23 protein-coding genes are annotated in these 21,814 nt (G+C 34.3%); 7 read left to right on the forward strand and 16 right to left on the reverse strand.

Going from position 1 to position 21,814, the window contains the following annotated elements; all coding sequences use genetic code 11:
• Positions 1-200: 200 nt before the first annotated feature.
• A complete protein-coding gene (locus tag AC3EMB_RS18170) occupies positions 201-539 on the reverse strand; it encodes a hypothetical protein (protein WP_003271231.1) in 339 nt (112 codons plus the stop codon).
• 134 nt (positions 540-673) lie between these two features.
• Positions 674-2,068: a GABA permease gene (gabP, locus tag AC3EMB_RS18175; RefSeq protein WP_000360114.1), complete on the reverse strand. Its 1,395-nt coding sequence runs from the start codon at positions 2,066-2,068 to the stop codon at positions 674-676.
• Positions 2,069-2,338: 270 nt separating this feature from the next.
• On the opposite strand from gabP, the gene AC3EMB_RS18180 reads away from it, so the two are divergent.
• On the forward strand, positions 2,339-3,421 hold the full coding sequence (locus tag AC3EMB_RS18180; protein ID WP_000932433.1) for a chitinase: 1,083 nt from the start codon (positions 2,339-2,341) through the stop codon (positions 3,419-3,421).
• Between the two features lie 109 nt (positions 3,422-3,530).
• On the opposite strand, the gene AC3EMB_RS18185 is transcribed toward AC3EMB_RS18180, so the two are convergent.
• Entirely contained in the window at positions 3,531-4,424 is an 894-nt protein-coding gene (locus AC3EMB_RS18185) for a metallophosphoesterase (protein ID WP_000557324.1), read from the reverse strand.
• A gap of 192 nt (positions 4,425-4,616) precedes the next feature.
• Here AC3EMB_RS18185 and AC3EMB_RS18190 point away from each other — a divergent pair, with 192 nt between their 5' ends.
• Together AC3EMB_RS18190 and AC3EMB_RS18195 are read left to right on the forward strand one after the other, a co-directional pair.
• Positions 4,617-5,432 (forward strand): formate/nitrite transporter family protein, encoded by an 816-nt coding sequence (locus AC3EMB_RS18190; protein ID WP_423097337.1) that lies wholly within the window; start codon positions 4,617-4,619, stop codon positions 5,430-5,432.
• A gap of 140 nt (positions 5,433-5,572) precedes the next feature.
• Entirely contained in the window at positions 5,573-5,845 is a 273-nt protein-coding gene (locus AC3EMB_RS18195; protein ID WP_001043904.1) for an HU family DNA-binding protein, read from the forward strand.
• Positions 5,846-5,864: 19 nt separating this feature from the next.
• Here the strand turns inward: AC3EMB_RS18195 and AC3EMB_RS18200 are convergent, their stop codons facing one another.
• The 6 genes from AC3EMB_RS18200 to AC3EMB_RS18225 form a co-directional block, all read right to left on the reverse strand.
• Positions 5,865-6,344, reverse strand: a complete 480-nt coding sequence (locus AC3EMB_RS18200) for a GNAT family N-acetyltransferase (protein WP_069356102.1) — start codon at positions 6,342-6,344, stop codon at positions 5,865-5,867.
• Positions 6,345-6,501: 157 nt separating this feature from the next.
• On the reverse strand, positions 6,502-8,922 hold the full coding sequence (locus tag AC3EMB_RS18205; protein WP_071729863.1) for a heavy metal translocating P-type ATPase: 2,421 nt from the start codon (positions 8,920-8,922) through the stop codon (positions 6,502-6,504).
• 95 nt (positions 8,923-9,017) lie between these two features.
• Entirely contained in the window at positions 9,018-9,224 is a 207-nt protein-coding gene (gene copZ / locus AC3EMB_RS18210) for a copper chaperone CopZ (RefSeq protein WP_000436973.1), read from the reverse strand.
• A 203-nt stretch (positions 9,225-9,427) separates the two neighbouring features.
• Entirely contained in the window at positions 9,428-9,730 is a 303-nt protein-coding gene (locus AC3EMB_RS18215) for a metal-sensing transcriptional repressor (RefSeq protein WP_000349637.1), read from the reverse strand.
• 327 nt (positions 9,731-10,057) lie between these two features.
• On the reverse strand, positions 10,058-10,285 hold the full coding sequence (locus tag AC3EMB_RS18220) for a hypothetical protein (RefSeq protein ID WP_000849103.1): 228 nt from the start codon (positions 10,283-10,285) through the stop codon (positions 10,058-10,060).
• A 305-nt stretch (positions 10,286-10,590) separates the two neighbouring features.
• On the reverse strand, positions 10,591-11,661 hold the full coding sequence (locus AC3EMB_RS18225) for a helix-turn-helix transcriptional regulator (RefSeq protein WP_488517212.1): 1,071 nt from the start codon (positions 11,659-11,661) through the stop codon (positions 10,591-10,593).
• A gap of 88 nt (positions 11,662-11,749) precedes the next feature.
• Here AC3EMB_RS18225 and AC3EMB_RS18230 point away from each other — a divergent pair, with 88 nt between their 5' ends.
• The gene (locus AC3EMB_RS18230; protein WP_001104345.1) at positions 11,750-12,439 is read left to right on the forward strand and encodes a class I SAM-dependent methyltransferase; all 690 of its coding nucleotides are present in this window, start codon (positions 11,750-11,752) and stop codon (positions 12,437-12,439) included.
• 33 nt (positions 12,440-12,472) lie between these two features.
• Here the strand turns inward: AC3EMB_RS18230 and AC3EMB_RS18235 are convergent, their stop codons facing one another.
• The 6 genes from AC3EMB_RS18235 to AC3EMB_RS18260 all read right to left on the reverse strand — a co-directional run bounded on the left by AC3EMB_RS18235 (position 12,473) and on the right by AC3EMB_RS18260 (position 18,218).
• Positions 12,473-13,291 carry an alpha/beta hydrolase gene (locus AC3EMB_RS18235; protein WP_001098699.1) on the reverse strand — a complete coding sequence of 273 codons (819 nt, stop codon included), beginning with the start codon at positions 13,289-13,291 and terminating at the stop codon, positions 12,473-12,475.
• Between the two features lie 16 nt (positions 13,292-13,307).
• Positions 13,308-14,129: an ABC transporter ATP-binding protein gene (locus AC3EMB_RS18240; protein ID WP_000025764.1), complete on the reverse strand. Its 822-nt coding sequence runs from the start codon at positions 14,127-14,129 to the stop codon at positions 13,308-13,310.
• A gap of 14 nt (positions 14,130-14,143) precedes the next feature.
• Positions 14,144-15,166: a FecCD family ABC transporter permease gene (locus AC3EMB_RS18245; RefSeq protein WP_488517213.1), complete on the reverse strand. Its 1,023-nt coding sequence runs from the start codon at positions 15,164-15,166 to the stop codon at positions 14,144-14,146.
• Positions 15,159-16,166 carry a FecCD family ABC transporter permease gene (locus AC3EMB_RS18250; protein ID WP_001173064.1) on the reverse strand — a complete coding sequence of 336 codons (1,008 nt, stop codon included), beginning with the start codon at positions 16,164-16,166 and terminating at the stop codon, positions 15,159-15,161. The genes AC3EMB_RS18245 and AC3EMB_RS18250 overlap by 8 nt, the downstream gene beginning before the upstream one ends.
• A gap of 27 nt (positions 16,167-16,193) precedes the next feature.
• On the reverse strand, positions 16,194-17,159 hold the full coding sequence (locus AC3EMB_RS18255; RefSeq protein WP_001035498.1) for an iron-hydroxamate ABC transporter substrate-binding protein: 966 nt from the start codon (positions 17,157-17,159) through the stop codon (positions 16,194-16,196).
• 300 nt (positions 17,160-17,459) lie between these two features.
• Positions 17,460-18,218 carry an exodeoxyribonuclease III gene (locus tag AC3EMB_RS18260; RefSeq protein ID WP_445117289.1) on the reverse strand — a complete coding sequence of 253 codons (759 nt, stop codon included), beginning with the start codon at positions 18,216-18,218 and terminating at the stop codon, positions 17,460-17,462.
• Between the two features lie 153 nt (positions 18,219-18,371).
• Here AC3EMB_RS18260 and AC3EMB_RS18265 point away from each other — a divergent pair, with 153 nt between their 5' ends.
• The 3 genes from AC3EMB_RS18265 to AC3EMB_RS18275 are packed head-to-tail and all read left to right on the forward strand — an operon-like array spanning position 18,372 to position 20,387.
• On the forward strand, positions 18,372-18,968 hold the full coding sequence (locus AC3EMB_RS18265; protein WP_000551322.1) for a bifunctional transcriptional activator/DNA repair enzyme AdaA: 597 nt from the start codon (positions 18,372-18,374) through the stop codon (positions 18,966-18,968).
• Positions 18,949-19,479 carry a methylated-DNA--[protein]-cysteine S-methyltransferase gene (locus tag AC3EMB_RS18270; protein ID WP_001089840.1) on the forward strand — a complete coding sequence of 177 codons (531 nt, stop codon included), beginning with the start codon at positions 18,949-18,951 and terminating at the stop codon, positions 19,477-19,479. Before AC3EMB_RS18265 ends, AC3EMB_RS18270 begins: the two co-directional genes overlap by 20 nt.
• Positions 19,476-20,387, forward strand: coding sequence for a DNA glycosylase (locus AC3EMB_RS18275; protein WP_488517214.1), 912 nt, complete (start codon positions 19,476-19,478; stop codon positions 20,385-20,387). Before AC3EMB_RS18270 ends, AC3EMB_RS18275 begins: the two co-directional genes overlap by 4 nt.
• 38 nt (positions 20,388-20,425) lie before the next feature.
• On the opposite strand, the gene pepT is transcribed toward AC3EMB_RS18275, so the two are convergent.
• Positions 20,426-21,658: a peptidase T gene (gene pepT / locus AC3EMB_RS18280; RefSeq protein WP_488517215.1), complete on the reverse strand. Its 1,233-nt coding sequence runs from the start codon at positions 21,656-21,658 to the stop codon at positions 20,426-20,428.
• Between the last annotated feature and the right edge of the window lie 156 nt (positions 21,659-21,814).

The following is a 21,814-nucleotide window of genomic DNA, read 5'->3' on the forward strand; positions in this document are numbered from 1 at the left end:
TTCTTAATAAAACTTCTTAAGAAGGATTTTATCGCTTTATTATTCAAATAGCAACGCGATTAATTTTTGTTAAAAAATGTATCGCTATATGCTTGAAAAATTTCAGACACTTGATATCCCATTAATGAAATTGCTGTTAATGAAAAGAAACCAATCATAAGAAATCGAAACCACATATAAATCTCCTCCTTGTATTTAGCTTAAAAAACGTTAGCTACCTTACAAGTTGCGTGGCACTCTTCATCATCACTTTCCTTCTTCTTTACAATTGCTGTAATAAATCGAATCATAAAGAAAACTACAAAAGGAAATTGTTCGTAATTCACATTGGCATAGTTTAGCAACGGCTCGCGCTGCACATCGAACGGAGATGAGAAGGAATAGAACATACCTTGCTCTTCCATATATACAATTACAATTTTCATGCAAAATACTATTCCTAGAAACGAAACAATATCTTGCCATTCTGTCGTATATAACAGGTTATACAGCTCTAATACGTACTCTTCCATCATCATCCCCCCTTCCTTTTTTACCATTTTGCTCGCCTTCGTATAAAAAGTCAAGAAAAAAGTTTATATCCACTATGACAATAGTAATTACTTGTTTCTATGATTATATATGATTCTTTTATAGCAATGACTGGGTGTAACTCTCTTCGAAAATTAGAAAATTAGAATCGAACAGATTCCTCATTCTTACTTTTAGGATTCAAAACTGTGCTATTTTTATTTCTATTAAAAATAAAATAAGAAAGTATGATAAGAACTGTAACAAACATTGTTAAAAGTGCTTGTGAACGTAAAGTATCAATTGCGAACATCGCAACTAAAACTGCTATAATAGCAGCAATTGTAACATACGTTACATACGGAAAAAGCCACATTTTCACTTTCAAATTTTTTTGTTCTACTTTCCCCATTTTTTTACGCATCTTTAAATGCGAAACTGCAATAACGAGATAAACTAGTAACGCAATCCCGCCAGATGCATTCACTAAAAACAAAAAGACTTTATCTGGAGAAATGTAACTAAAAACAACTCCAATATAAGCGAAGACCGTTCCAAATAAAACCGCTCGAACAGGAACACCACTACTGTTCAATTTTAAAAATGACTTTGGCGCATCTCCTCTTTCTGCCATTGAAAAAAGCATTCTTGAATTTGTATATAAGCCTGAATTTAAGCAAGAAAGTACAGCTGTTAAAACGATAAAATTCATAATTTGTGCTGCCGCTGGTATTCCTATATGTTCAAGTACAGCTACAAATGGACTTTTTAATATGTTAGCTGAATTCCATGGCAGTAGCGTAACAACTACCGCTATAGACCCAATAAAAAATACAAGAATACGCCAAATCACACTGTTTGTTGCTGTTTTTACTGCTTTTACAGGTTCTGCAGATTCACCAGCCGCTACTGCTACAATCTCTGATCCCATAAATGAAAATATAACAACAGTAATTCCAAGCAAGACCGAACTTATACCGTTTGGCATAAACCCACCTTGTCCAATTAAATTCGAAGTGCCGGGTGCTTCTGTTCCTGGAACAAATCCTAAAATAACAGCAAGACCTAGACAAAGGAACAAAACAATACTTATTACTTTAATAAAAGAAAACCAATATTCAAACTCTCCAAATGATTTCACCGAAAAAACGTTCGTCAGCGTTAATAAAATTGTTAATATTAAACTTAATAACCATAGCGGTATTTGTGGAATCCAATATTGGATAATACCAGCACCTGCTGTGGCTTCTATTGCAATAACAATTACCCAGAAAAACCAGTATAACCAGCCTATTGTATAACCCGCCCATGGACCAATTGCTTCTCTTGCATACGTTGCAAATGAACCACTTGTCGGATTTACAGCTGCCATTTCTCCTAGCATTCTCATGACGAAAATGACTAGAAGTCCTGCTAATGCATATGAAACGATAGAACCAGGTCCTGCCGAATGTACAACGGCACCACTTCCAACAAACAAACCAGCCCCTATTACGCCGCCAATTGAGATCATTGTAATGTGGCGTATTTTGAGATCTTTCTTTAGATTTTTATCCAACTCTTGTACATCCCCTTCCAAACTAAATTTTGAAATTTATGTAAGAGTACTGTGCGAAAGATTTTGTTCTATACGTTAAAATATATCAAAATATTCTGAATTTAACAATTGCAATTCAATCTCCTTCAAAAATTATTTCATTAGGTTTAATACTTTCCCACACACAATTGTTGAGAAAATTATAGTCCTCTTACGAAAGAGAGAATTTTCAGATATTATTAAATAAACAAGATTATACATCTAGACAACTTTTTGTATAGGAGTGTTGATATGTTAAACAAGTTCAAATTTTTTTGTTGTATTTTAGTAATGTTCATACTTCTACCGCTATCCCCTTTCCAAGCACAAGCAGCAAACAATTTAGGTCCAAAATTACTCGTTGGATACTGGCATAACTTTGATAACGGTACTGGCATTATTAAATTAAAAGACGTTTCACCAAAATGGGATGTAATCAATGTATCTTTTGGTGAAACTGGTGGTGATCGTTCCACTGTTGAATTTTCTCCTGTGTATGGTACAGATGCAGACTTCAAATCAGATATTTCTTATTTAAAAAGTAAAGGAAAGAAAGTAGTTCTTTCAATAGGAGGACAAAATGGAGTCGTTTTACTTCCTGACAATGCCGCTAAGCAACGTTTTATTAATTCCATACAATCTCTAATCGATAAATACGGTTTTGATGGAATAGATATTGACCTTGAATCAGGTATTTACTTAAACGGAAATGACATTAATTTCAAAAACCCAACTACTCCCCAAATCGTAAATCTTATATCAGCTATTCGAACAATCTCAGATCATTATGGTCCAGATTTTCTATTAAGCATGGCTCCTGAAACAGCTTATGTTCAAGGCGGTTATAGCGCATACGGAAGTATCTGGGGTGCATATTTACCAATTATTTACGGAGTGAAAGATAAACTAACATACATTCACGTTCAACACTACAACGCTGGCAGCGGGGTTGGAATGGACGGTAATAACTACAATCAAGGTACTGCAGACTACGAAGTCGCTATGGCAGATATGCTCTTACATGGTTTTCCTGTAGGTGGTAATCCAAATAACATTTTCCCAGCTCTTCGCTCAGATCAAGTTATGATTGGGCTTCCAGCAGCACCAGCGGCCGCTCCAAGTGGTGGATACATTTCGCCAACTGAAATGAAAAAAGCTTTAAATTATATCATTAAAGGAGTTCCGTTCGGAGGAAAGTATAAACTTTCTAACCAGAGTGGCTATCCTGCATTCCGCGGCCTAATGTCTTGGTCTATTAATTGGGATGCAAAAAACAACTTTGAATTCTCTAATAATTACAGAACATATTTTGATACTCTTCCCTTGCAAAAATAATAAAAAACAACAATAGGTTATAGGACCTATTGTTGTTTTTATTTACCGTAAATTACCATATCTCGTTCATCAAAATCAAATTGAGAATGATGATGTGGAATTGAATACATTAGTTACTATTTTGCTTCAATACAAATACTGAAAGTTCTGGTACACTCCAAAATCTAACAGGCATTCGGGTTGTCCCAATACCTCGATTTACATATAAATATAACAGCTTACTCTTCCCCTCTACTTCATACATACCTTCAACATAGCTCTCAGCTAGTTTGGTAGTAATTAATGGACCTACGAAAGGAATTTGGACTTGTCCTCCGTGACTATGTCCTGACAGTTGAAGATCCACTGGGTAACGATTTATTTTGGTTACAACATCCGGCTCATGTACTAATAACATGTTGAAATCATCTTGTTTCAAGTTTTTTAAAGTTGAATCTATTTGCGGCTTCCCTAATAGAAAATCATCCAAACCTGATATTGTAATATATTTGCCGTTTTCCACTTTAATTTTCTGCACTTCATTTACTAATACAGAAAAACCAGCTTCCTCCATATATTTTTTGTAAAATAAACTACCGCCCCCGCCCCTATCATGATTCCCAAACACAGCATATTTCCCTAAGGGAGCGTAAATTTTCTGCAAAATAGCCTTCGCTGCTTCTCTTTCCGCACTATAAGACCCAAATTTATCTATTAAATCTCCGGTAAAAACTACTATATCTGGATGTAATTCATTCATCTTCTCCACTAAATGTTCAAGTTGTTTCAGTGTAAACTCTGGTCCTAAATGTACATCTGAAAACTGCAATATTTTTTTATTATTAAACTCTTTAGGAATTGTAGAAGCTTCTATTTCATTCCATGTAACTGTTACTAATTTTCTTTCTATTTCTGTCGCATAATAATACAAACTTACTGGTATCATTAATATACTTATAAAACTAATAATAAATATCTTTATGATTGATTTTTTTCGTTCTTTTTTTACATGATTCGTATGCATGTTTTCACCTCTAGAAACACTTTAAATCCTTATTGTTACATTAATGTGACAACATGAACAATGTTCTTAATATGTAATTCCCTCCCTATTCACTTTGACAATTTTATACAGAAGTCATAACATATTTTTATAATACGTAGATTTTTGAATTTTTTCTATTCATTCCATCATTTTATTACGGAGGGGTTATTCATGTCTGTATTTACACCAGAAGAAATTACGGAACTTGCTGCGAATTCCGGAAGGAAAAAAGCTCATTTATCATTACTCCCTATGCTAATTCTCGGTTTATTTGGCGGTGCTTTTATCGCATTAGGGTATTTACTCGATATTCATGTTATTGGAACAATGCCAAAATATTGGGGATCATTTACTAGTTTTCTAGGCGCTGCTGTATTCCCTATTGGTCTTATTCTCGTTATTCTTGCAGGCGGTGAACTAGTAACCGGTAACATGATGACAGTTTCTATGGCCTGGCTCCAAAAGAAAATTACTTTATTTTATTTCATACGAAATTTAGTTATTGTTACATGTAGCAATTTCATAGGGGCTGTATTTGTAGCCTACTTTTTCGGTCATATCGTTGGCTTAACTGAAGGAGCTTTTTTAGCGAAAACTATTTCTATCGCTCAAGCGAAACTACAAGATACACCATTGCAAGCATTTATTTCTGCAATCGGATGTAATTGGCTCGTTTGTTTAGCTGTTTGGCTCAGTATGGGAAGTAAAGAATTTATCGGAAAGATTATCGGTATTTGGTTCCCGGTTATGACTTTTGTTGCGATTGGATTTCAACACGTTGTAGCCAATATGTTTGTCATCCCAGCCGCGATTTTTGCCGGTCATTTCACTTGGGCTGAATATTTTCCAAACTTTATTTTTGTTTTCTTTGGAAATTTAGTAGGAGGTATGTTATTTGTAGCACTACCTTACTTCATATCTTATAATAAGAAACTACCTTCTTATCAAGAGAAGACTGAAATGAAAAACAAATCTCTGTCCGCTTAAATGGAATGTCTATAAAGTGCCCTAAAAAATATTACAAATTTCATTTTTTTTGCGAATATATGTACGTACACTTGTTCTCGAATGTTTTATACGTTATAATAACAACTTAAATAGCATTATTTACATATGAGGTGAAAAACATGAACAAAACAGAATTAATTAAAAACGTAGCACAAAATGCTGAGATTTCTCAAAAAGAAGCTACTGTAGTTGTACAAACTGTAGTAGAATCAATCACTAACACTTTAGCTGCTGGTGAAAAAGTACAACTTATCGGATTCGGTACATTCGAAGTTCGTGAAAGAGCTGCTCGTACAGGCCGTAACCCACAAACTGGTGAAGAAATGCAAATCGCAGCTTCTAAAGTACCTGCTTTCAAAGCTGGTAAAGAACTAAAAGAAGCTGTAAAATAATGAAAAATATCCTTCTCATTTATGAGAAGGATATTTTTTTCATAACATAATTAATAAAAATCTGACCATTATGCTGTTTCTTTTGTTCCTTTATGCAAATAAAACCTTTACTTTCAAAGAAAGGTTTTGCTGTAATACTCGCTTCTGTATAGATTTCCCTATGCCCTAGGTTCACTGCTTCTTTTTCTAACTTCTGTAATATCGATGAGGCTATCCTTTTCCCTTGATAATATTTATGTGTAAATAAACGATCTACGTAATGATCCTCATTATAATCTCCAAATCCGACTATCACACCGTTATGATCCGCTACATAACTAATATTCTTTTCTAAAGACTTTAACCAGCTTTCTCTATCTAGTCGATCTGGTGCCCATGCCTGTAGCTGTAACTCATTATAATCTTTTGCATTAACCGTATGAACTGTTTCATAGAACAATTGTAATACTTGCTTTAAATCTTCTTTCTGAAATGTTCTAATTATAATATCTTTTAACATATATAAGTCTCCTTACCAAACTACCTCTTAACTTTTCTACTACATACGATTCAATAATTCTTCTTTATTATATCGTTTTAATTTCTATACGAACAAAAAAACAATACTTATTCAAAGTATTGTTTTTTAATTCTATTCAATTACTTAATGTAGCTTTTTAAGATTTTAATTTAACTCTTTGTAATCGTAATGCATTTAATACAACGGATACAGAACTAAATGCCATCGCTGCTCCAGCAACCCAAGGGGCTAAGAAACCTAATGCCGCAATTGGAATTCCTAACGCGTTATAAGCTAATGCCCAAAATAAATTTTGTTTAATATTTCTTATCGTCATTTTACTCATAAAGATCGCATCAGCAATACTATTTAAATCACCGCGGATTAACGTTATATCCGCTGCTTCCATCGCTACATCCGTTCCCGTTCCAATTGCCATACCAATGTTCGCTGTAGCAAGAGCAGGAGCATCATTTATCCCGTCTCCAACCATCGCTACTTTCTTACCATTTGCTTGCAGTTTTTTCACTTCTTCTGCTTTTCCTTCTGGCAATACTTCTGCAATTACGTGATCAATACCAACTTGCTTTGCAATTGCCTGAGCAGTTTGTGTATTATCCCCTGTAATCATCACAACGTCTAGACCCATTTTTTTCAGTCTTGCGATAGCTGCTTTTGAAGTATCTTTCACAGTATCTGCAACGGCAACTATACCAGCATATTCTTTATCGATTGCAATAAGCATTGCTGTTTTTCCTTCTCGTTCTAGCTCTTCCATTGATTTTGAAACTTCTTCAATATCAATATTGAATTTCTTCATTAATCGACGTGTGCCAATTAATAATTGTTTTCCTTCTACGACTGATTCGATACCAAATCCAGGAATCGCTTCAAACGTTTCTGAACTTGGAATATCAATTTTCTTTTCTCTAATTCCTTCCACAATCGCTTCTGCAAGTGGGTGTTCAGAATTTTTTTCTGCCGCACCTACTAAACGTAGTATTTCTTCTTCATGGAATCCATCTGCTACAATTATATCTGTTAACACAGGCTTTCCGTTTGTCACAGTACCTGTTTTATCTAGAATAACTGTATCTAATCGGTGCGTTGCTTCTAAATGCTCTCCACCTTTAAATAAAATACCATACTCAGCCGATCTTCCTGATCCTGCCATAATAGATGTAGGCGTTGCAAGACCTAATGCACATGGACAAGCGATAACAAGTACTGCTATCATTTTCTCAAGTGCTCCGCCAAAATCACCAGGTGTAACAAATATCATCCATACTGCAAATGTGATAATCGCAATCACAACTACAACCGGTACAAAAATACCTGAAATTTGATCCGCTACCCTTTGAATAGGAGCTTTTGAACCTTGTGCCTCTTCTACTACTTTAATGATTTGAGCTAATGCAGTATCTCTGCCTACTTTAGTTGCTTTCACTTTTAAAAAACCATTTTTATTTATTGTCGAACCTATTACTACATCCCCAATTGACTTATCAACAGGAATACTTTCACCCGTTAACATCGATTCATCAATCGCTGATTTTCCTTCTACAATCTCACCATCTACTGGTATTTTTTCACCAGGCTTTACATAGACGATATCACCAGCTACTACTTCTTCAATCAAAATTTTTATTTCTGTTCCATCTCGCACAACTGTAGCTGTCTTCGCTTGTAAACCCATCAATTTTTTAATTGCTTCTGATGAGCGCCCTTTTGCTTTCGCTTCAAATAATTTACCTAAAATAATTAATGTAATAAGTACCGCACTCGTTTCAAAATATAAATCTGTCATATGTTCCGAAGAACCAATAGATTGAATACTTAAATATACACTATAGAAATACGCGGCCGACGTTCCAAGTGCCACGAGAACATCCATATTAGCACTTTTATTGCGTAACGCTTTATAAGCCCCAACATAAAACTGTCCACCAATGATAAATTGAACAGGAGTTGCAAGTGCTAGTTGCACCCAAGGGTTCATTAACATATCTGGTAAATAAATAAATGACGTAAATGAGAAATGACTAACCATTGCCCATAATAATGGGAAAGATAAAATAAACGAAATAATAAACTTCTTCTTTTGTCTTTCAATTTCTTGTAATCGATGATCAGTTGATGCATCTTGATCATCTGGTTTCACTTCTAATTTATATCCTAGCTTCGTAATCGCGCTCTTCATTTCATTTACATTAACTTCATCAGGGTTAAAGTCTACTGTGGCTGATTCTAAAGTAAAATTTACTGTCGCCTTGTTCACACCATCTAACTTATTTAAACGCTTTTCAACTCTATTTGCACATGCTGCACATGTCATTCCTGAAACAGTAAATTCAGCTTTATCACTTACAATTCCATATCCTAATGATTCAACTTTTTCTTTGAATTGTTGCGGATTTGTTTTAGTTGGATCGTACATTATTTTTGTTTTTTCAAGCGCAAAATTTACATTTGCCTCATGAACACCTTCTACTTTTTTTAGACCTTTTTCAATTCTATTTGCACATGCCGCACATGTCATTCCTGATATTTGAAGATTGGCCTCTTTTTTTTCATTCATGTCTCTCACCTCTATATACCCTTATGAGGTATAATTATTAGCAAAATAAATCGTACTTCATTTAAAGTACGATTTATTTCCATATCTAAAAATAATTATTGAACATCGTATCCTTGATCTTCGATTACAGCAACGATATCTTTTAATGTTACAGCAGACGAGTCGATAGTAACTTCAACAGTTCCTTCTGCTAATTGAACCTTCACTTGTTCAACACCGTTTAGCTCTTTCACGCTGCTTTCGATAGCATTTACACAATGTCCACAAGACATACCTTCAACTTGTAATGTTAACTGTTCCATTTAAAATCCTCCTCTTGTTTATTCATTGTTTGTTAATCACAATTACATCTTACCATACCCCCCTAAGGTAATCAATGGTTTTGTATCATGATTTTTCAATTATTTTCTAAAAGTTTATTTTACACACACTTTTTCACTACAATACACCCAAATCCAATATGAGGGTAAACAAAAAAACAAGCCAGTTAAATACTAGCTTGTTTTTACGCTTTTGAAAAACGTTCAAATACTGTCATTAATTCTTCAATTGCTTCGTCACCATTTCCATTTTTAATAGCTCCTGAAACACAATGACTCGTATGATTTTTGAGAACGCCCATTCCTACTTTTTTCATCGCTGCATTAATCGCTGAAATTTGCACTAAAATATCTACGCAATAACGATCATTTTCAATCATGTTTTGAATACCGCGGACCTGTCCTTCAATTCTCTTTAATCTATTTATAATCTGTTCTTTTTCTTTTTCTGATCTATGTGTTACTGCTTCATGCTCTTTATGATCCATATTATCACCTTCTTAAAGTTTCTCTTCATCCAATAAAATAATTGTTTTTTATGAGTATACCAATTATAGCATTAAATATCTACGCATGATACCCCATAAGAGTATATTTTCACTTTATGATTATTCTTAACAACTCATTAGCTTCTTAATCTCAATTTTCAGTATACCCTTTCCTTTTTGTCAAAAAATCATTATATCTCTCATCAAAATTCAATAAAGTGAAACAAGAATAAGCGGGGATTACCCGCCCCCGCTTATTCTTCGTCTATAATGTTTTAATTTTAATTTTCAGATATTTAACCCTAGAATTTTTCTTTCCATATATAATTATTGCTGATCACATACTTTTGTATCATTCACTACTGAAGTTCCTTCAACGGTTACCGTATGAAAACAATCATTCACTCGAACTGTCACAACATTATCTTGCCGATCAATGATATGATATTCATTAAAATTTTTATTCAGAGCACTGCGAATTTGTTCTCCTTCATAAATTGGGATGCCATGCGATAGAACCCAAATAAGTCCAGCGATAGCAAGAATTGTTTTCATACGATCTACCTCCTTGGGAATATAGTGAACTTTTCATCCATGCTTTTTCAGCTCTACGAATCCTGATTGTAATAAACCAAGCCTTTTGGAAATAAGTTCATTTCGTCTATTTTATGTTTATGCTAATTGTGACCGAATTGTGACAACTTTTTGTCTCTTTAGACGAAAAGTTGAAACAAAACTTTCAAAAAGGACAATTCTACATATTAAAAAGGTTATGGAATGTCTCATCCATAACCTTTTTAAGCTCAATTCTACAACTCATCCACCGTACTTCATGTGATCTTTGTAGACTTGTTTTATTTTCATTCAGTGGCATCAAAGCAAAACTTCGAAAATACTTCCCACACAAGTTCATTTCTGCTACTTACCCCAGTCTTTTCAAAAATGGATTTTAAATGATCTTGTACCGTGTATATAGATATACAAAATTCTTGGGCTAATTCCTTTGTCGACATACCTGTAAGAATTTTACGTATTACTTGCTTCTCACGCATTGTAAAACTATAAGTTTTCATAATAAGTGGAAAAATCTCTTCCGGTCTTGCTCTTTCGAATAGAACAATATAACCATCTTGAAAACTACTTGTATGTTCTAACTTACTAGCCCGAATGATTAAAAAATGGCCATAGGCTAAAGGTAGACAAACTTTTTCTTCTCTATTCATACACCCTACATTATACTCGTTAGCCTTTACTTTTGAACAAACTGCACGTATTGGTCTTGGTATTTCTTTTATATTTAACTGTTCATACTTTCTAAGATTTGCAAGCCACTCGCTGCCATCTTGATTCCAATATAATACATTAAATTCCTCACTTACTATAATCGTGCCTGTGCCTATCACCTTCTCTTCTGAAAAAGGTATAGGAACTGCCTTCTTTAAAGCCTCTCCAGCAATTGGGACTATCGTTGCTAAGTACTTACAATCATCGATATGAAACGCGGGACTTGTACTTCCTCGAAATAAACTAAGATGGCCATAACATTTTCCCTTACTCATACAAACGCCCCTTAATTCATCTCCAAAATTTGCTGGTTTTAAAATATTTCGGTATCTCGAACTTTTCTTTTGTTCACCATTTGTCGCCATACTTAGAGAAGCAACATGAGGAGAGTGTTCTGTTAAACATTTAAATTTATTAAAATCATCTTCTAAAAATTCATTCATAAACAATTGTGGATGAATCTTTTCAACACTCTCATCGGTAAATGCCCCAGTAGATAAAAAAGAAATCGGGTCTATAGTTGTAAAACAAGCGGCGTCAAAATCAATGACTTTACGTATCAAGTGGAGAAATGAATCTTGAAATGACCTTATAGAACTTATATGATTCGCCACCATTGTAATTTCTTTCATTGTTTTTTCATGCATCCTCTTCCCCCCCAGATTTACGGGATTGTTCCCCTTCATAATTTCATTTCATAATAAACCTATAAAACACATACTTAGGAGGTTTAAAATGAATTGGAATGATACTACCGTAAATTCATATGAACAAAGAATTCCATGTAAAATCCCAGGCTACTACCACTTATATGAAATGATGAATCATTTCTTGTTTACTACACTCCCTAAAGAAAATATCAATCCCAATTTGCTAGTTATAGGTGCTGGTGGCGGACAAGAAATTCTCTCAATAGGCAAACAAAATAGTAATTTATATTTTACAGGTGTCGATCCATCTGAAAGCATGCTACAGTTAGCTAAAAAAAGAATTAACAACGAAGGCATACAAAATCATGTTCATCTTGTACATGGAACTATCCACACATTATTACCAAATCAGTTATTTGACGCTGCCACCTGTATGCTTGTCCTGCACTTCATTCCAACTAATAAGGAGAAAAAAGAACTTATTAATGACATCAGTAGTCGCCTAAAGCCTGGTGCGCCATTCTTTCTCTCTTCAATAAATGGTGTGCCCCATACGAGTATGTTTTCTACACAATTACATGCTTGGCGCAACCATATGATGCAAAATCAAATTCCATTAGAAGATTGGGACCGATTTGAAAATTCTTTTGAAACAGAAATATTCCCTATTTCCGAAGCTAATTTATTAACTATCATGAAGGAATGTGACTTTACTCAAATGACTCGCTTTTTCACTAGTTTTTTAATTGATGGATACATTGCCTTTAAACAATAAGGAAAAAAGGTAAGCAATTGCTTACCTTTTTTCCTATACGTAACTAATAAACCTCAATCCTTTACTTAAAGACGTCGGCACAACAGATGCATGATTCTCCCCTTCAGCTTCATAAAACTTAAATTTAAGTTTATCGTGGTTTACTTGGAGAAGGCGCTCTGATAATTCATTTGCACCTACAACCATATGCTCTCGTTCAAGTGATCCAACTGTAAGGAACACTCCTGTTTCAAACTTAGCATTGTTTAATTCAATTATAAGGTTCTCTTCTTTTTCAAGAACGGATTTATTATTCCACCATATAGATGGACTACTAATAAAATAATTTTGAAAAGCATTCAAGTTTGTAAATAGTATATGCAAAGCGAATAGGCCACCTAAAGAATGCCCAAATAAAGTTTGCTTACCTTTATCAATCTCAAAATTCTTTTCAATTTGTGGTTTCAGTTCTTCTTCAATAAAAGTAAAGAAATTATGTGCTCCTCCTGTTTTAGGCCACGGTTTACCGTCTGGTTTTAAAGGGGCATCTTTTGAAATTACGCTAGGCGTAAAATCATAGCACCTTTCTTCCCCTGAAAATGCGCCTTCAATTGGATAACCCACTCCTACTATAATAGCTGGTGAAACACCGGTTTTTTCCGCTCTTACTGATTGTATTTTAACTGCTTCATGAAATGTTTGAAAAAAGGCATTGCCATCTAATACGTAAATGACAGGATATCCTGAATCCGGTGCTGGTTGCTTCGGCTTTGAAATATGAATTTGATATTCCTTACCTTCTAATTTTGAATACATTTTCCACTGCTCTGTATTAGATGTTATAATCTGCTGTTTTTCAACTGTAGTATTCACCCTATCCCCCCCCTTTTTAACTTGTTACATATATTTCGATTTTTTCTTCTTGAGATACAACGCTATCATAACCGAAACAAACAGGAGCCCCGTTATACGGATCAATCATGACACGTGCATCAATATGAAATACTTCTTTTAACACTTCATTTGTAATGATTTCTTCTGGGCTACCAGTTGTAACAATTTCTCCTTCCTTCATTGCAATAATTTCATCTGAAAATCTTGCTGCATGGTTAATATCATGTAATACCATAACAACCGTACAATTATGTTCTTTATTTAACTTCTCCACAATTTGTAATACATCTAATTGATGAGACATATCAAGGTATGTAGTTGGCTCATCTAATAGCAACACTTCTGTCTCTTGTGCTAATGCCATCGCTAGCCATACCTTCTGTCTTTGGCCACCTGATAAATTTGCAATTTGTCTCGTTCGAAATTCAGAAGTTTTCGTTATATCTAATGCCCAATCAATCATTTCTTTATCTTTTGTCGTTAACTTATTTACGTTATTTCGATGTGGATAGCGTCCATAAGAAATTAATTCTTCCACTTTAAGTTCACCTGGTGCAATTGGAGTTTGCGGGAGTAAAGCTAACTGCTTCGCAATTTCTTTCGTTGGAATTGTATGTAAATCCTGTCCTTGCAAATATACTTTACCGCTTTTTTGTTTTAAAATTCTTCCCATTGTTTTTAACAATGTCGATTTACCGCAACCGTTTGGACCTATAATTGTCGTTACTTTTCCTTCTTGTATTTCCACATTTAAATCGCGAAACACTGTAAGCTTTTCATAACTTGTTTCTAAATTTTTTGCACTTAAAATACTCACTTTTATTCCTCCTCTTACGCTTTCGCCTTATAAAGTAAATATAAGAAATACGGTACACCGACAATAGAAATAACGATTCCAACTGGTAGCTCTACAGGTGTAAAAACTGTTTTCGCAATAAAGTCTGAAGCAATTACAAGAAACATTCCGATTACGCCGCACGTAGGAATTATATACTTATGTTGAATACCGACAAGCCTTTTCGCTATATGCGGTGCCATTAAGCCAATAAAACCGATACTCCCTGAAACAGCAACACATGCGCTCACAAGCCCGATACTACTTAATAGTAAAATCGATTTCTCTCTTTCTACTGAAACACCTAAACTTGTAATACTCGTTTCTTCCAATTGAAATAAATCTAATAAATAAGCTTTCTTTTGTATAAGCGGAATTAAGATAATAAGCCATGGTAACATAGCCACAATATACTTCCAGTTCGCACTATATATGCTTCCAGACACCCACACTGCGGCCATTTCAAAATCAGTTGACTTCATTTTGAGTGATAAGTACATAGAAAAGGCTCCAAATCCTGATCCAATTGCAATCCCTGTTAATAAAAGTCGCTGCGAATCTAATTTACCGTTTTTCCAAGAAAACAGATAAATGATGATAGCTGCACCTAATCCGCCTACTAAACCAAACATTGGCATCATCATAATAGAAACCCAGTCTGTGCTTTTTAATTGCCCTTGAAAGAAAAACATAAAAATGACAATCGCTGTTCCTGCTCCGGCATTTACGCCTAAAATACCTGGGTCCGCCAACCCATTTCTCGTAATCCCTTGAATAACGGCACCCGCAACACCAAGGCCTAATCCTACTAATCCAGCAATTACGATGCGCGGAAGGCGAAACTCAAAAATAACTAAATCATGTTCTGGTACTGGATCAATTCTAAACAGTGTTTTAAATACATCTATAATCGTAATATCGAACGTACCATTTGTTAAACTAATATAAATAGCACATAGTATTAAAAATATAATAATCCCCATCGTCATTCCGAAACGTTGACTTGAACTTTTAGGCATGTCGCTCTCCTCCTCTAGTACGGATTAAATAAAGGAAGAAAGGAATTCCAATTAAAGAGGTAACGACTCCAATAGGTGTTTCAAATGGATAGTTTACAAATCTACTCAAAACGTCACATAACGCTAAGAAAACGCCACCAATAACACCTGCACATGGCAAAATCCACTTATAATCTACCCCAATTATAAAGCGGGTAATGTGCGGAATAATTAAACCTACAAAACCAACTTTCCCCACTAAAGCAACTGCTGTTCCTGTTAAGAAAATTACCGATAAAATTGCCATCGCTTTAACTAGTTTTGTACGTTGCCCTAAATTAATAGAAACCTCTTCGCCTAATGAAAGAATGGTAATAGATTTTGATATTAACAGTGCTAAAATTATTCCAATTATCCCAAACGGTATCGTGATTTTAATGATATTAGGATCTACTTGATCTAACTTTGCATTAAACCAAAAACTAACATTTTGAGAAATTTGGAAATACGAAGCCATTGCAGCCGATACACTACTTAAAAATGTTCCAATAACTGTTCCTATAATCGCTAACCTAACTGGTGATAAGCCATTTTGAAGGAGCGAACCAAAACCAAACACGATACCGGCTCCTAGTGCAGAACCAATCATTGAACATAAAACCATACCAATTGATGACATTCCCGGAAGAAAAATCATGCTAAGTGTAATAACAAAGGCAGCGCCATCCGTCACACCCATAATAGAAGGGGATGCAAGATAGTTTCTTGTCATCCCCTGCATAAGTGCTCCTGATATGGCTAGAAATGCTCCGACTAAAAGAGCTGCAACTACCCTTGGTAAACGTGAAGTAATAATAATATTATGATTTACATCGCTTGAATCAAAATGAAATAATGCGTTCCACACTGTTTCAGCGTCAATACTTTTTGCCCCATACAAAATCGAAAGTATAACTGTAAATAAGATGAGTATGGGTGCTATACATAATATAGTTACTGGTACTGCATTTGTTTTCTGCATATCATTCAACGCACCTTACTTATTGTATTATTTAGATAAATTTTTCACTGCTTCTTTTAAGAATGCTGTTTTACTCCAAGCTGTACCACCTTGTGCCATTGGGTCTACAACATTTACAAATACTTTCTTTTCTTTCGCAGCGTTCATACTTTGCCAAATTGGATTATTTTCAATATCTTCTAGCACTTTCGGTTTATTATTTTCACTTGCTTCGTATTGCAAGAAGATATAATCAGGATTAACTTCAGCTAATTTTTCTAAAGAAATTTTTTCTTGTGCTTTTACCGTTTTAAGTTGTTCTGGAGCAGTTAGTCCAAGATCTTTATAAATTACAGGGTTAAAGTATACTCCTTCTGGGTATAGGAATAAGTCATTTGCTCTTAGTCTAATGACAAGTACTTTTTTATCTTTTAACTTATCTCCTAGTTTTGCTTTTGCTTTTTCAGCGTCCGAATTGTAGTCTTTAATAATTTTTTCTGCTTTATCTTTTTTACCAGTTAATTCTCCCATTAACTTTAAGTTATCTTCCCAATTTGTTGAAACGTGTGATACCGGGAATGTAGGAGCTACTTTCGTAAACTTTTCAGCTGTTTCTGCTGGGAATTTCGTACTTGATGTAATAACGTCTGGTTTTAATTGAAGTAATGTTTCGAAATTTGGTTCCATTTTCTCACCAACAGATTTCGCACCTTCTAAATCTTTCTCAAGATACTTCGGTAATTTACCACCAACAGTAATGGCACCAACTGGTTTAATTCCAAGTACTGCCGCATCTTCCATTGACTCTAAACTAGCTGTCGCAATTTTATCTACTTTTGCTGGCACTGTATATTCTTTACCTAAATATGTAATTTTACGTTTTTCATCTTTTTTCGTTTCCGTAGCTTTTGTCTGTTGTTTTTGCTCGCCTGAAGTTTTATCCGCACTATTACATGCCGCTAAACCTACACTTAAAACTGTAACCATCCCTAATGTAAATAACTTCTTATTCATCTTTATATATCTCCTCTCGAATTTTCCAAACTATATTCTCAATAAAATTTAACTATATGAAACTTGTCTTACATATATATTTCATTAGATTAATAATTCTATCCAGAACTCATTCTCGTTCACTTCCCCTAAGCTATAATTCTTTTATACCTCATCCATTGATAATATTTTTCATTGATAATGATTATCGTTACTAAGTATATATTTAATATGCAATTATTTCAAGAAAGATTTGAAAAATTTTAACAAACTGAATTAAAAAAGAAGTATCCGCCTAATGTTAGATGGATACTTCTTTTTTTAGAAATTTATATGTAATTCAACTGGACAATGGTCAGATCCCATTACTTCACTATTAATTTTCGCTTCTGTTATTTGGTCTTTCATTCTTTCCGAAACAACAAAATAATCTAAACGCCATCCGATATTTTTCGCTCTCGCGCCCATACGATACGACCACCACGAATATGCACCTTCTTGATTAGGATAAAGATAACGATACGTATCAACAAATCCTTCTTCTAAAATACATGTGAATTTCTCTCGTTCCTCATCAGAGAATCCAGGGTTTTTACGATTACTTTTTGGATTTTTTAAATCGATTTCTTTATGAGCAACATTTAAGTCTCCACAAAAAATTACTGGTTTTTTCTCACCTAATCGTTTGATATAGGACCTGAAATCATCTTCCCATTTCATTCTGTAATCTAATCGTTCTAATCCATGTTTTGAATTTGGTGTATATAACGTTATCATGTAAAAATCTTCGAATTCTAAAGTAATAAGTCGCCCTTCTTGGTCATGCTCTTCAATGCCTAAACCATATGTAACTGAAAGCGGTTCTTTTTTCGAAAAAATAGCTGTTCCTGAATATCCTTTTTTCACAGCATAGTTCCAGTATGTATAATATCCCTCTAGATTTAAATCAATTTGCCCTTCTTGTAATTTAATCTCTTGTAGACAAAATATATCAGCACTTGATTCCTCAAGATATTCCAAAAATCCACCTTTCGCGATAACTGCTCGCAAACCATTTACATTCCATGAAATTAACTTCACTTTTAGCCCTCCTCTTGATGTTTATTTCCAAATTTCATGCTATCACAAAATAGAAAACAATCATATTTTCACCTTTGTAATCTTGCTCTTACATTTATGAATACATACATACGCACTTTATTCAGGTTATACTAATTTCAGAGGTGATGTTCTATGCACAATGAAGGAGTTACATTAACAAATGAGTATTGGCAAGCAATTATTCATAATGATTCTTCCTATGATAGCAAATTCTTTTATGCTGTGAAATCAACTGGAATCTTTTGCAGACCATCATGCAAATCAAGAATACCGAATAGAAACAATGTACGAATTTTTCATCATGCAGAGCAAGCATTAAGTGAGAACTTTCGCCCGTGCAAACGTTGTAAGCCAAATGGGATCACTTTACCTAATGAAGAGTGGGTAGAACAAATTAAAGACTATATCGAAAAGCATTATGACGAATCCTTAACTCTCGACATGCTTGCGGAAATGTGTCACGGTAGCCCTTTTCATTTACAACGTACTTTCAAAAGAATAATAGGGTTAACTCCTATAGAATATATACAACAATTCAGGGTTCTTAAAGCAACCGAATACCTTTTACACACAAATCAATCTATTAAAGAAATTAGTACTGCTGTCGGGATAGAAAACCCAGAGTATTTCGCAACTTTATTTAAAAAGAAAACCGGATTTACTCCTACTGAATATCGAAAAAAGAACGAAATGAAAGAGGGATACGATAATGAATTCCTACAAAAATAATTATATATATTGGACGCTACTTACACATAAAAATTGGCGATTTCATATTGCTGCAACTGAAAATGGACTATGTTTCATTGGATCACAAGACGAAAACTTTGAAGAATTAAATATATGGGCTAGAAAAAAACTGCCCCAACATATATTGACCCATAGTCCAGATTACTTGCAAATATATACGCAAGAAGTTATCGAGTATTTAGAAAACAAGCGAGAAACTTTCACATTTCCTATCGATGCTTATGGAACTAATTTTCAATTATCTGTTTGGAATACGGTACGTGAAATTCCTTATGGAAAGACATATTCTTATACAGAAATTGCTGAAAGAATTCAAAAACCTAAAGCTGTGCGCGCCGTTGCTTCTGCTATTGCTGCTAACCCTCTTCTTATTACCATTCCTTGTCACCGCGTTATTGGGAAGAATGGGAAACTAACCGGATTTAGGGGCGGATTAGAAATGAAGAAAAAATTGCTTACATTAGAAAAGTTGCAGGTGGAATTCATATGACAACAGAATATAATAGCGCATTATCTATAGCAGTTCCAAAAGAATTTTGTTTCCAAGAAAATTTACGTTATCTATCACGTTCTAACAATGAATGTATGTTCCATATTGAAGATAACAAAATTTATAAAGTTATCCCTGTTCAAGATGTAAATCCTTTAGTTGAAATTAGTGTGAATACAGATGGAAATATTCAAATACGTTGTTTAGAAGAACCATATACATCTGAAAAATCGATACGTGAAGCTGTAGTTAACTATGTAAAAGAATGGTTTGATTTAACTACTGATTTAGCCCCATTTTATACATTAGCTAAACATGATTTACTCCTTCAAGGACCAATTGAACAATATTATGGCCTTCGTACTTTAGGCATTCCAGACTTATTTGAGACACTTTCCTGGGGAATTATCGGTCAACAAATTAACCTAACATATGCTTATACGCTAAAAAGGAGATTAGTTGAGCAATTTGGAAGTTATGTAGAATGGGACGGTAGAAAACATTGGATATTCCCATCACCTGAAACAATTGCAAATCTACATGTAGAAAATCTTCAACAATTAAAAATGACGACTAGAAAATGTGAATATTTAATCGGTATTGCGAAGCTTATTACAGAGAGAAAATTATCAAAAGAGGATTTACTGCAAACACAAGATGTAAAGGTTGCTGAGAAACAATTAACTGCTATCCATGGTATAGGACCATGGACTGCCAACTATGTTTTAATGCGTTGTTTAAGATTTCCTTCGGCTTTTCCAATTGATGATGTTGGTCTGCATAATGCAATTAAATTTATAACAGGTTCCGCAAATAAACCGACAAAAAATGAAATAAAAGATTTCGCGGCAAACTGGGCTAATTGGGAGTCTTATGCGACTTTTTATTTGTGGCGAGTACTATATTAAAAGAACCAAGTAGCACATTCGTACTACTTGGTTCTTTTTTACGCTTGCTCCTCAAAACGTCTTGCAATTTCCACAATAACTTGAACGGCTTTTTCCATAGTATCTACCGAAACATACTCAAATTTACCGTGATAGTTTTCACCACCAGTGAAAATATTCGGCGTCGGTAATCCCATATATGATAATTGTGATCCATCTGTGCCTCCGCGAATCGGATGAATATTTGGTTCAATGTCTAAACTTTTCATTGCTTCATATGCAATATCAACAATTTCTCTTACCGGTTCAATTTTTTCAAGCATGTTATAGTATTGATCATTCATTTCTAAAACGACTGCATCTTTCCCATACTTCTCTTGCATTTGTTTCACAATATTTTCAATGGTATTTTTACGTGTTTCAAAATTTTCACGATCAAAGTCTCGAACAATATAATACGCTTTACTTTGCTCAACATCACCATTTAAAGAGAGTAAATGATAGAACCCTTCGTATCCTTCAGTATACTCTGGTACCTCTTCTACTGGTAAATGCCCGTTAAACTCCATAGCCAGTTTAGTTGCATTGCGCATTTTATTTTTCGCTGTTCCAGGATGTGTATTCGTTCCGTTAAACGTTAACTTAGCACCTGCAGCATTAAAACTTTCATACTCTAAACCACCTAATGGACCTCCATCCATCGTATAAGCGAATGATGCACCAAACGCTTCTACATCAAAATGCGCTGGCCCACGACCAATTTCTTCATCCGGTGTAAATGCTACTCTTATTTTCCCGTGCTTAATTTGCGGATTATGTATTAAATGGTTCATTGCAACCATAATTTCTGTAAGACCAGCTTTATCATCTGCTCCTAGCAGTGTTGTACCATCAGTTGTAATAATGGTATGTCCTTTATATGATGGTAATTCCGGGAACTGCTCTGGTGTTAACACAACATTTAGCTCTTCATTTAACGTAATTGCATTACCATCAAAATTTTCATGAATTTGTGGTTTGACGTTTTTCCCTGTAAAGTCTGTTGCCGTATCTAAATGAGCTAAAAATCCGATTACAGGAACATCCTTGTCCGTATTAGCTGGAAGTGTTGCCATTACATAGCCATTATCATCCATCGTTACTTCTGTTAACCCAATCTCTTTTAGCTCTTCCACTAATAACTTACCAAACTCAATTTGTCCTGGTGTTGTTGGTACTGTATGGCTTTCTTCATTCGATTGCGTATCAATTTTTACATATCTCGTAAATCTTTCAATAAGTTCTTGCTTCAAGTTCATTCACTCCCTTTTATGTTTCTCTCTCCATTATAATCCTTAAAACGAAATATTTTAACTTTTTTGACTGTGAAGATGTATATTTCATTTACATTGTTAACATTTTTAAACGAATGATAAAAAGACATAATATTTGTACATTAAAACCGTAAC

Source organism: Bacillus sp. LQ16, from assembly GCF_057784645.1.

Bases quoted from the DNA above. Each gene is read 5' to 3' on its own strand.
- AC3EMB_RS18170 (WP_003271231.1), bottom strand. From the start codon at position 539: ATGGTAAAAAAGGAAGGGGGGATGATGATGGAAGAGTACGTATTAGAG.
- AC3EMB_RS18180 (WP_000932433.1), top strand. From the start codon at position 2,339: ATGTTAAACAAGTTCAAATTTTTTTGTTGTATTTTAGTAATGTTCATA.
- AC3EMB_RS18185 (WP_000557324.1), bottom strand. From the start codon at position 4,424: ATGCATACGAATCATGTAAAAAAAGAACGAAAAAAATCAATCATAAAG.
- AC3EMB_RS18190 (WP_423097337.1), top strand. From the start codon at position 4,617: ATGTCTGTATTTACACCAGAAGAAATTACGGAACTTGCTGCGAATTCC.
- AC3EMB_RS18195 (WP_001043904.1), top strand. From the start codon at position 5,573: ATGAACAAAACAGAATTAATTAAAAACGTAGCACAAAATGCTGAGATT.
- AC3EMB_RS18200 (WP_069356102.1), bottom strand. From the start codon at position 6,344: ATGTTAAAAGATATTATAATTAGAACATTTCAGAAAGAAGATTTAAAG.
- AC3EMB_RS18205 (WP_071729863.1), bottom strand. From the start codon at position 8,922: ATGAATGAAAAAAAAGAGGCCAATCTTCAAATATCAGGAATGACATGT.
- copZ (WP_000436973.1), bottom strand. From the start codon at position 9,224: ATGGAACAGTTAACATTACAAGTTGAAGGTATGTCTTGTGGACATTGT.
- AC3EMB_RS18215 (WP_000349637.1), bottom strand. From the start codon at position 9,730: ATGGATCATAAAGAGCATGAAGCAGTAACACATAGATCAGAAAAAGAA.
- AC3EMB_RS18220 (WP_000849103.1), bottom strand. From the start codon at position 10,285: ATGAAAACAATTCTTGCTATCGCTGGACTTATTTGGGTTCTATCGCAT.
- AC3EMB_RS18225 (WP_488517212.1), bottom strand. From the start codon at position 11,661: ATGCATGAAAAAACAATGAAAGAAATTACAATGGTGGCGAATCATATA.
- AC3EMB_RS18230 (WP_001104345.1), top strand. From the start codon at position 11,750: ATGAATTGGAATGATACTACCGTAAATTCATATGAACAAAGAATTCCA.
- AC3EMB_RS18245 (WP_488517213.1), bottom strand. From the start codon at position 15,166: ATGCCTAAAAGTTCAAGTCAACGTTTCGGAATGACGATGGGGATTATT.
- AC3EMB_RS18250 (WP_001173064.1), bottom strand. From the start codon at position 16,166: ATGCAGAAAACAAATGCAGTACCAGTAACTATATTATGTATAGCACCC.
- AC3EMB_RS18255 (WP_001035498.1), bottom strand. From the start codon at position 17,159: ATGAATAAGAAGTTATTTACATTAGGGATGGTTACAGTTTTAAGTGTA.
- AC3EMB_RS18265 (WP_000551322.1), top strand. From the start codon at position 18,372: ATGCACAATGAAGGAGTTACATTAACAAATGAGTATTGGCAAGCAATT.
- AC3EMB_RS18270 (WP_001089840.1), top strand. From the start codon at position 18,949: ATGAATTCCTACAAAAATAATTATATATATTGGACGCTACTTACACAT.
- AC3EMB_RS18275 (WP_488517214.1), top strand. From the start codon at position 19,476: ATGACAACAGAATATAATAGCGCATTATCTATAGCAGTTCCAAAAGAA.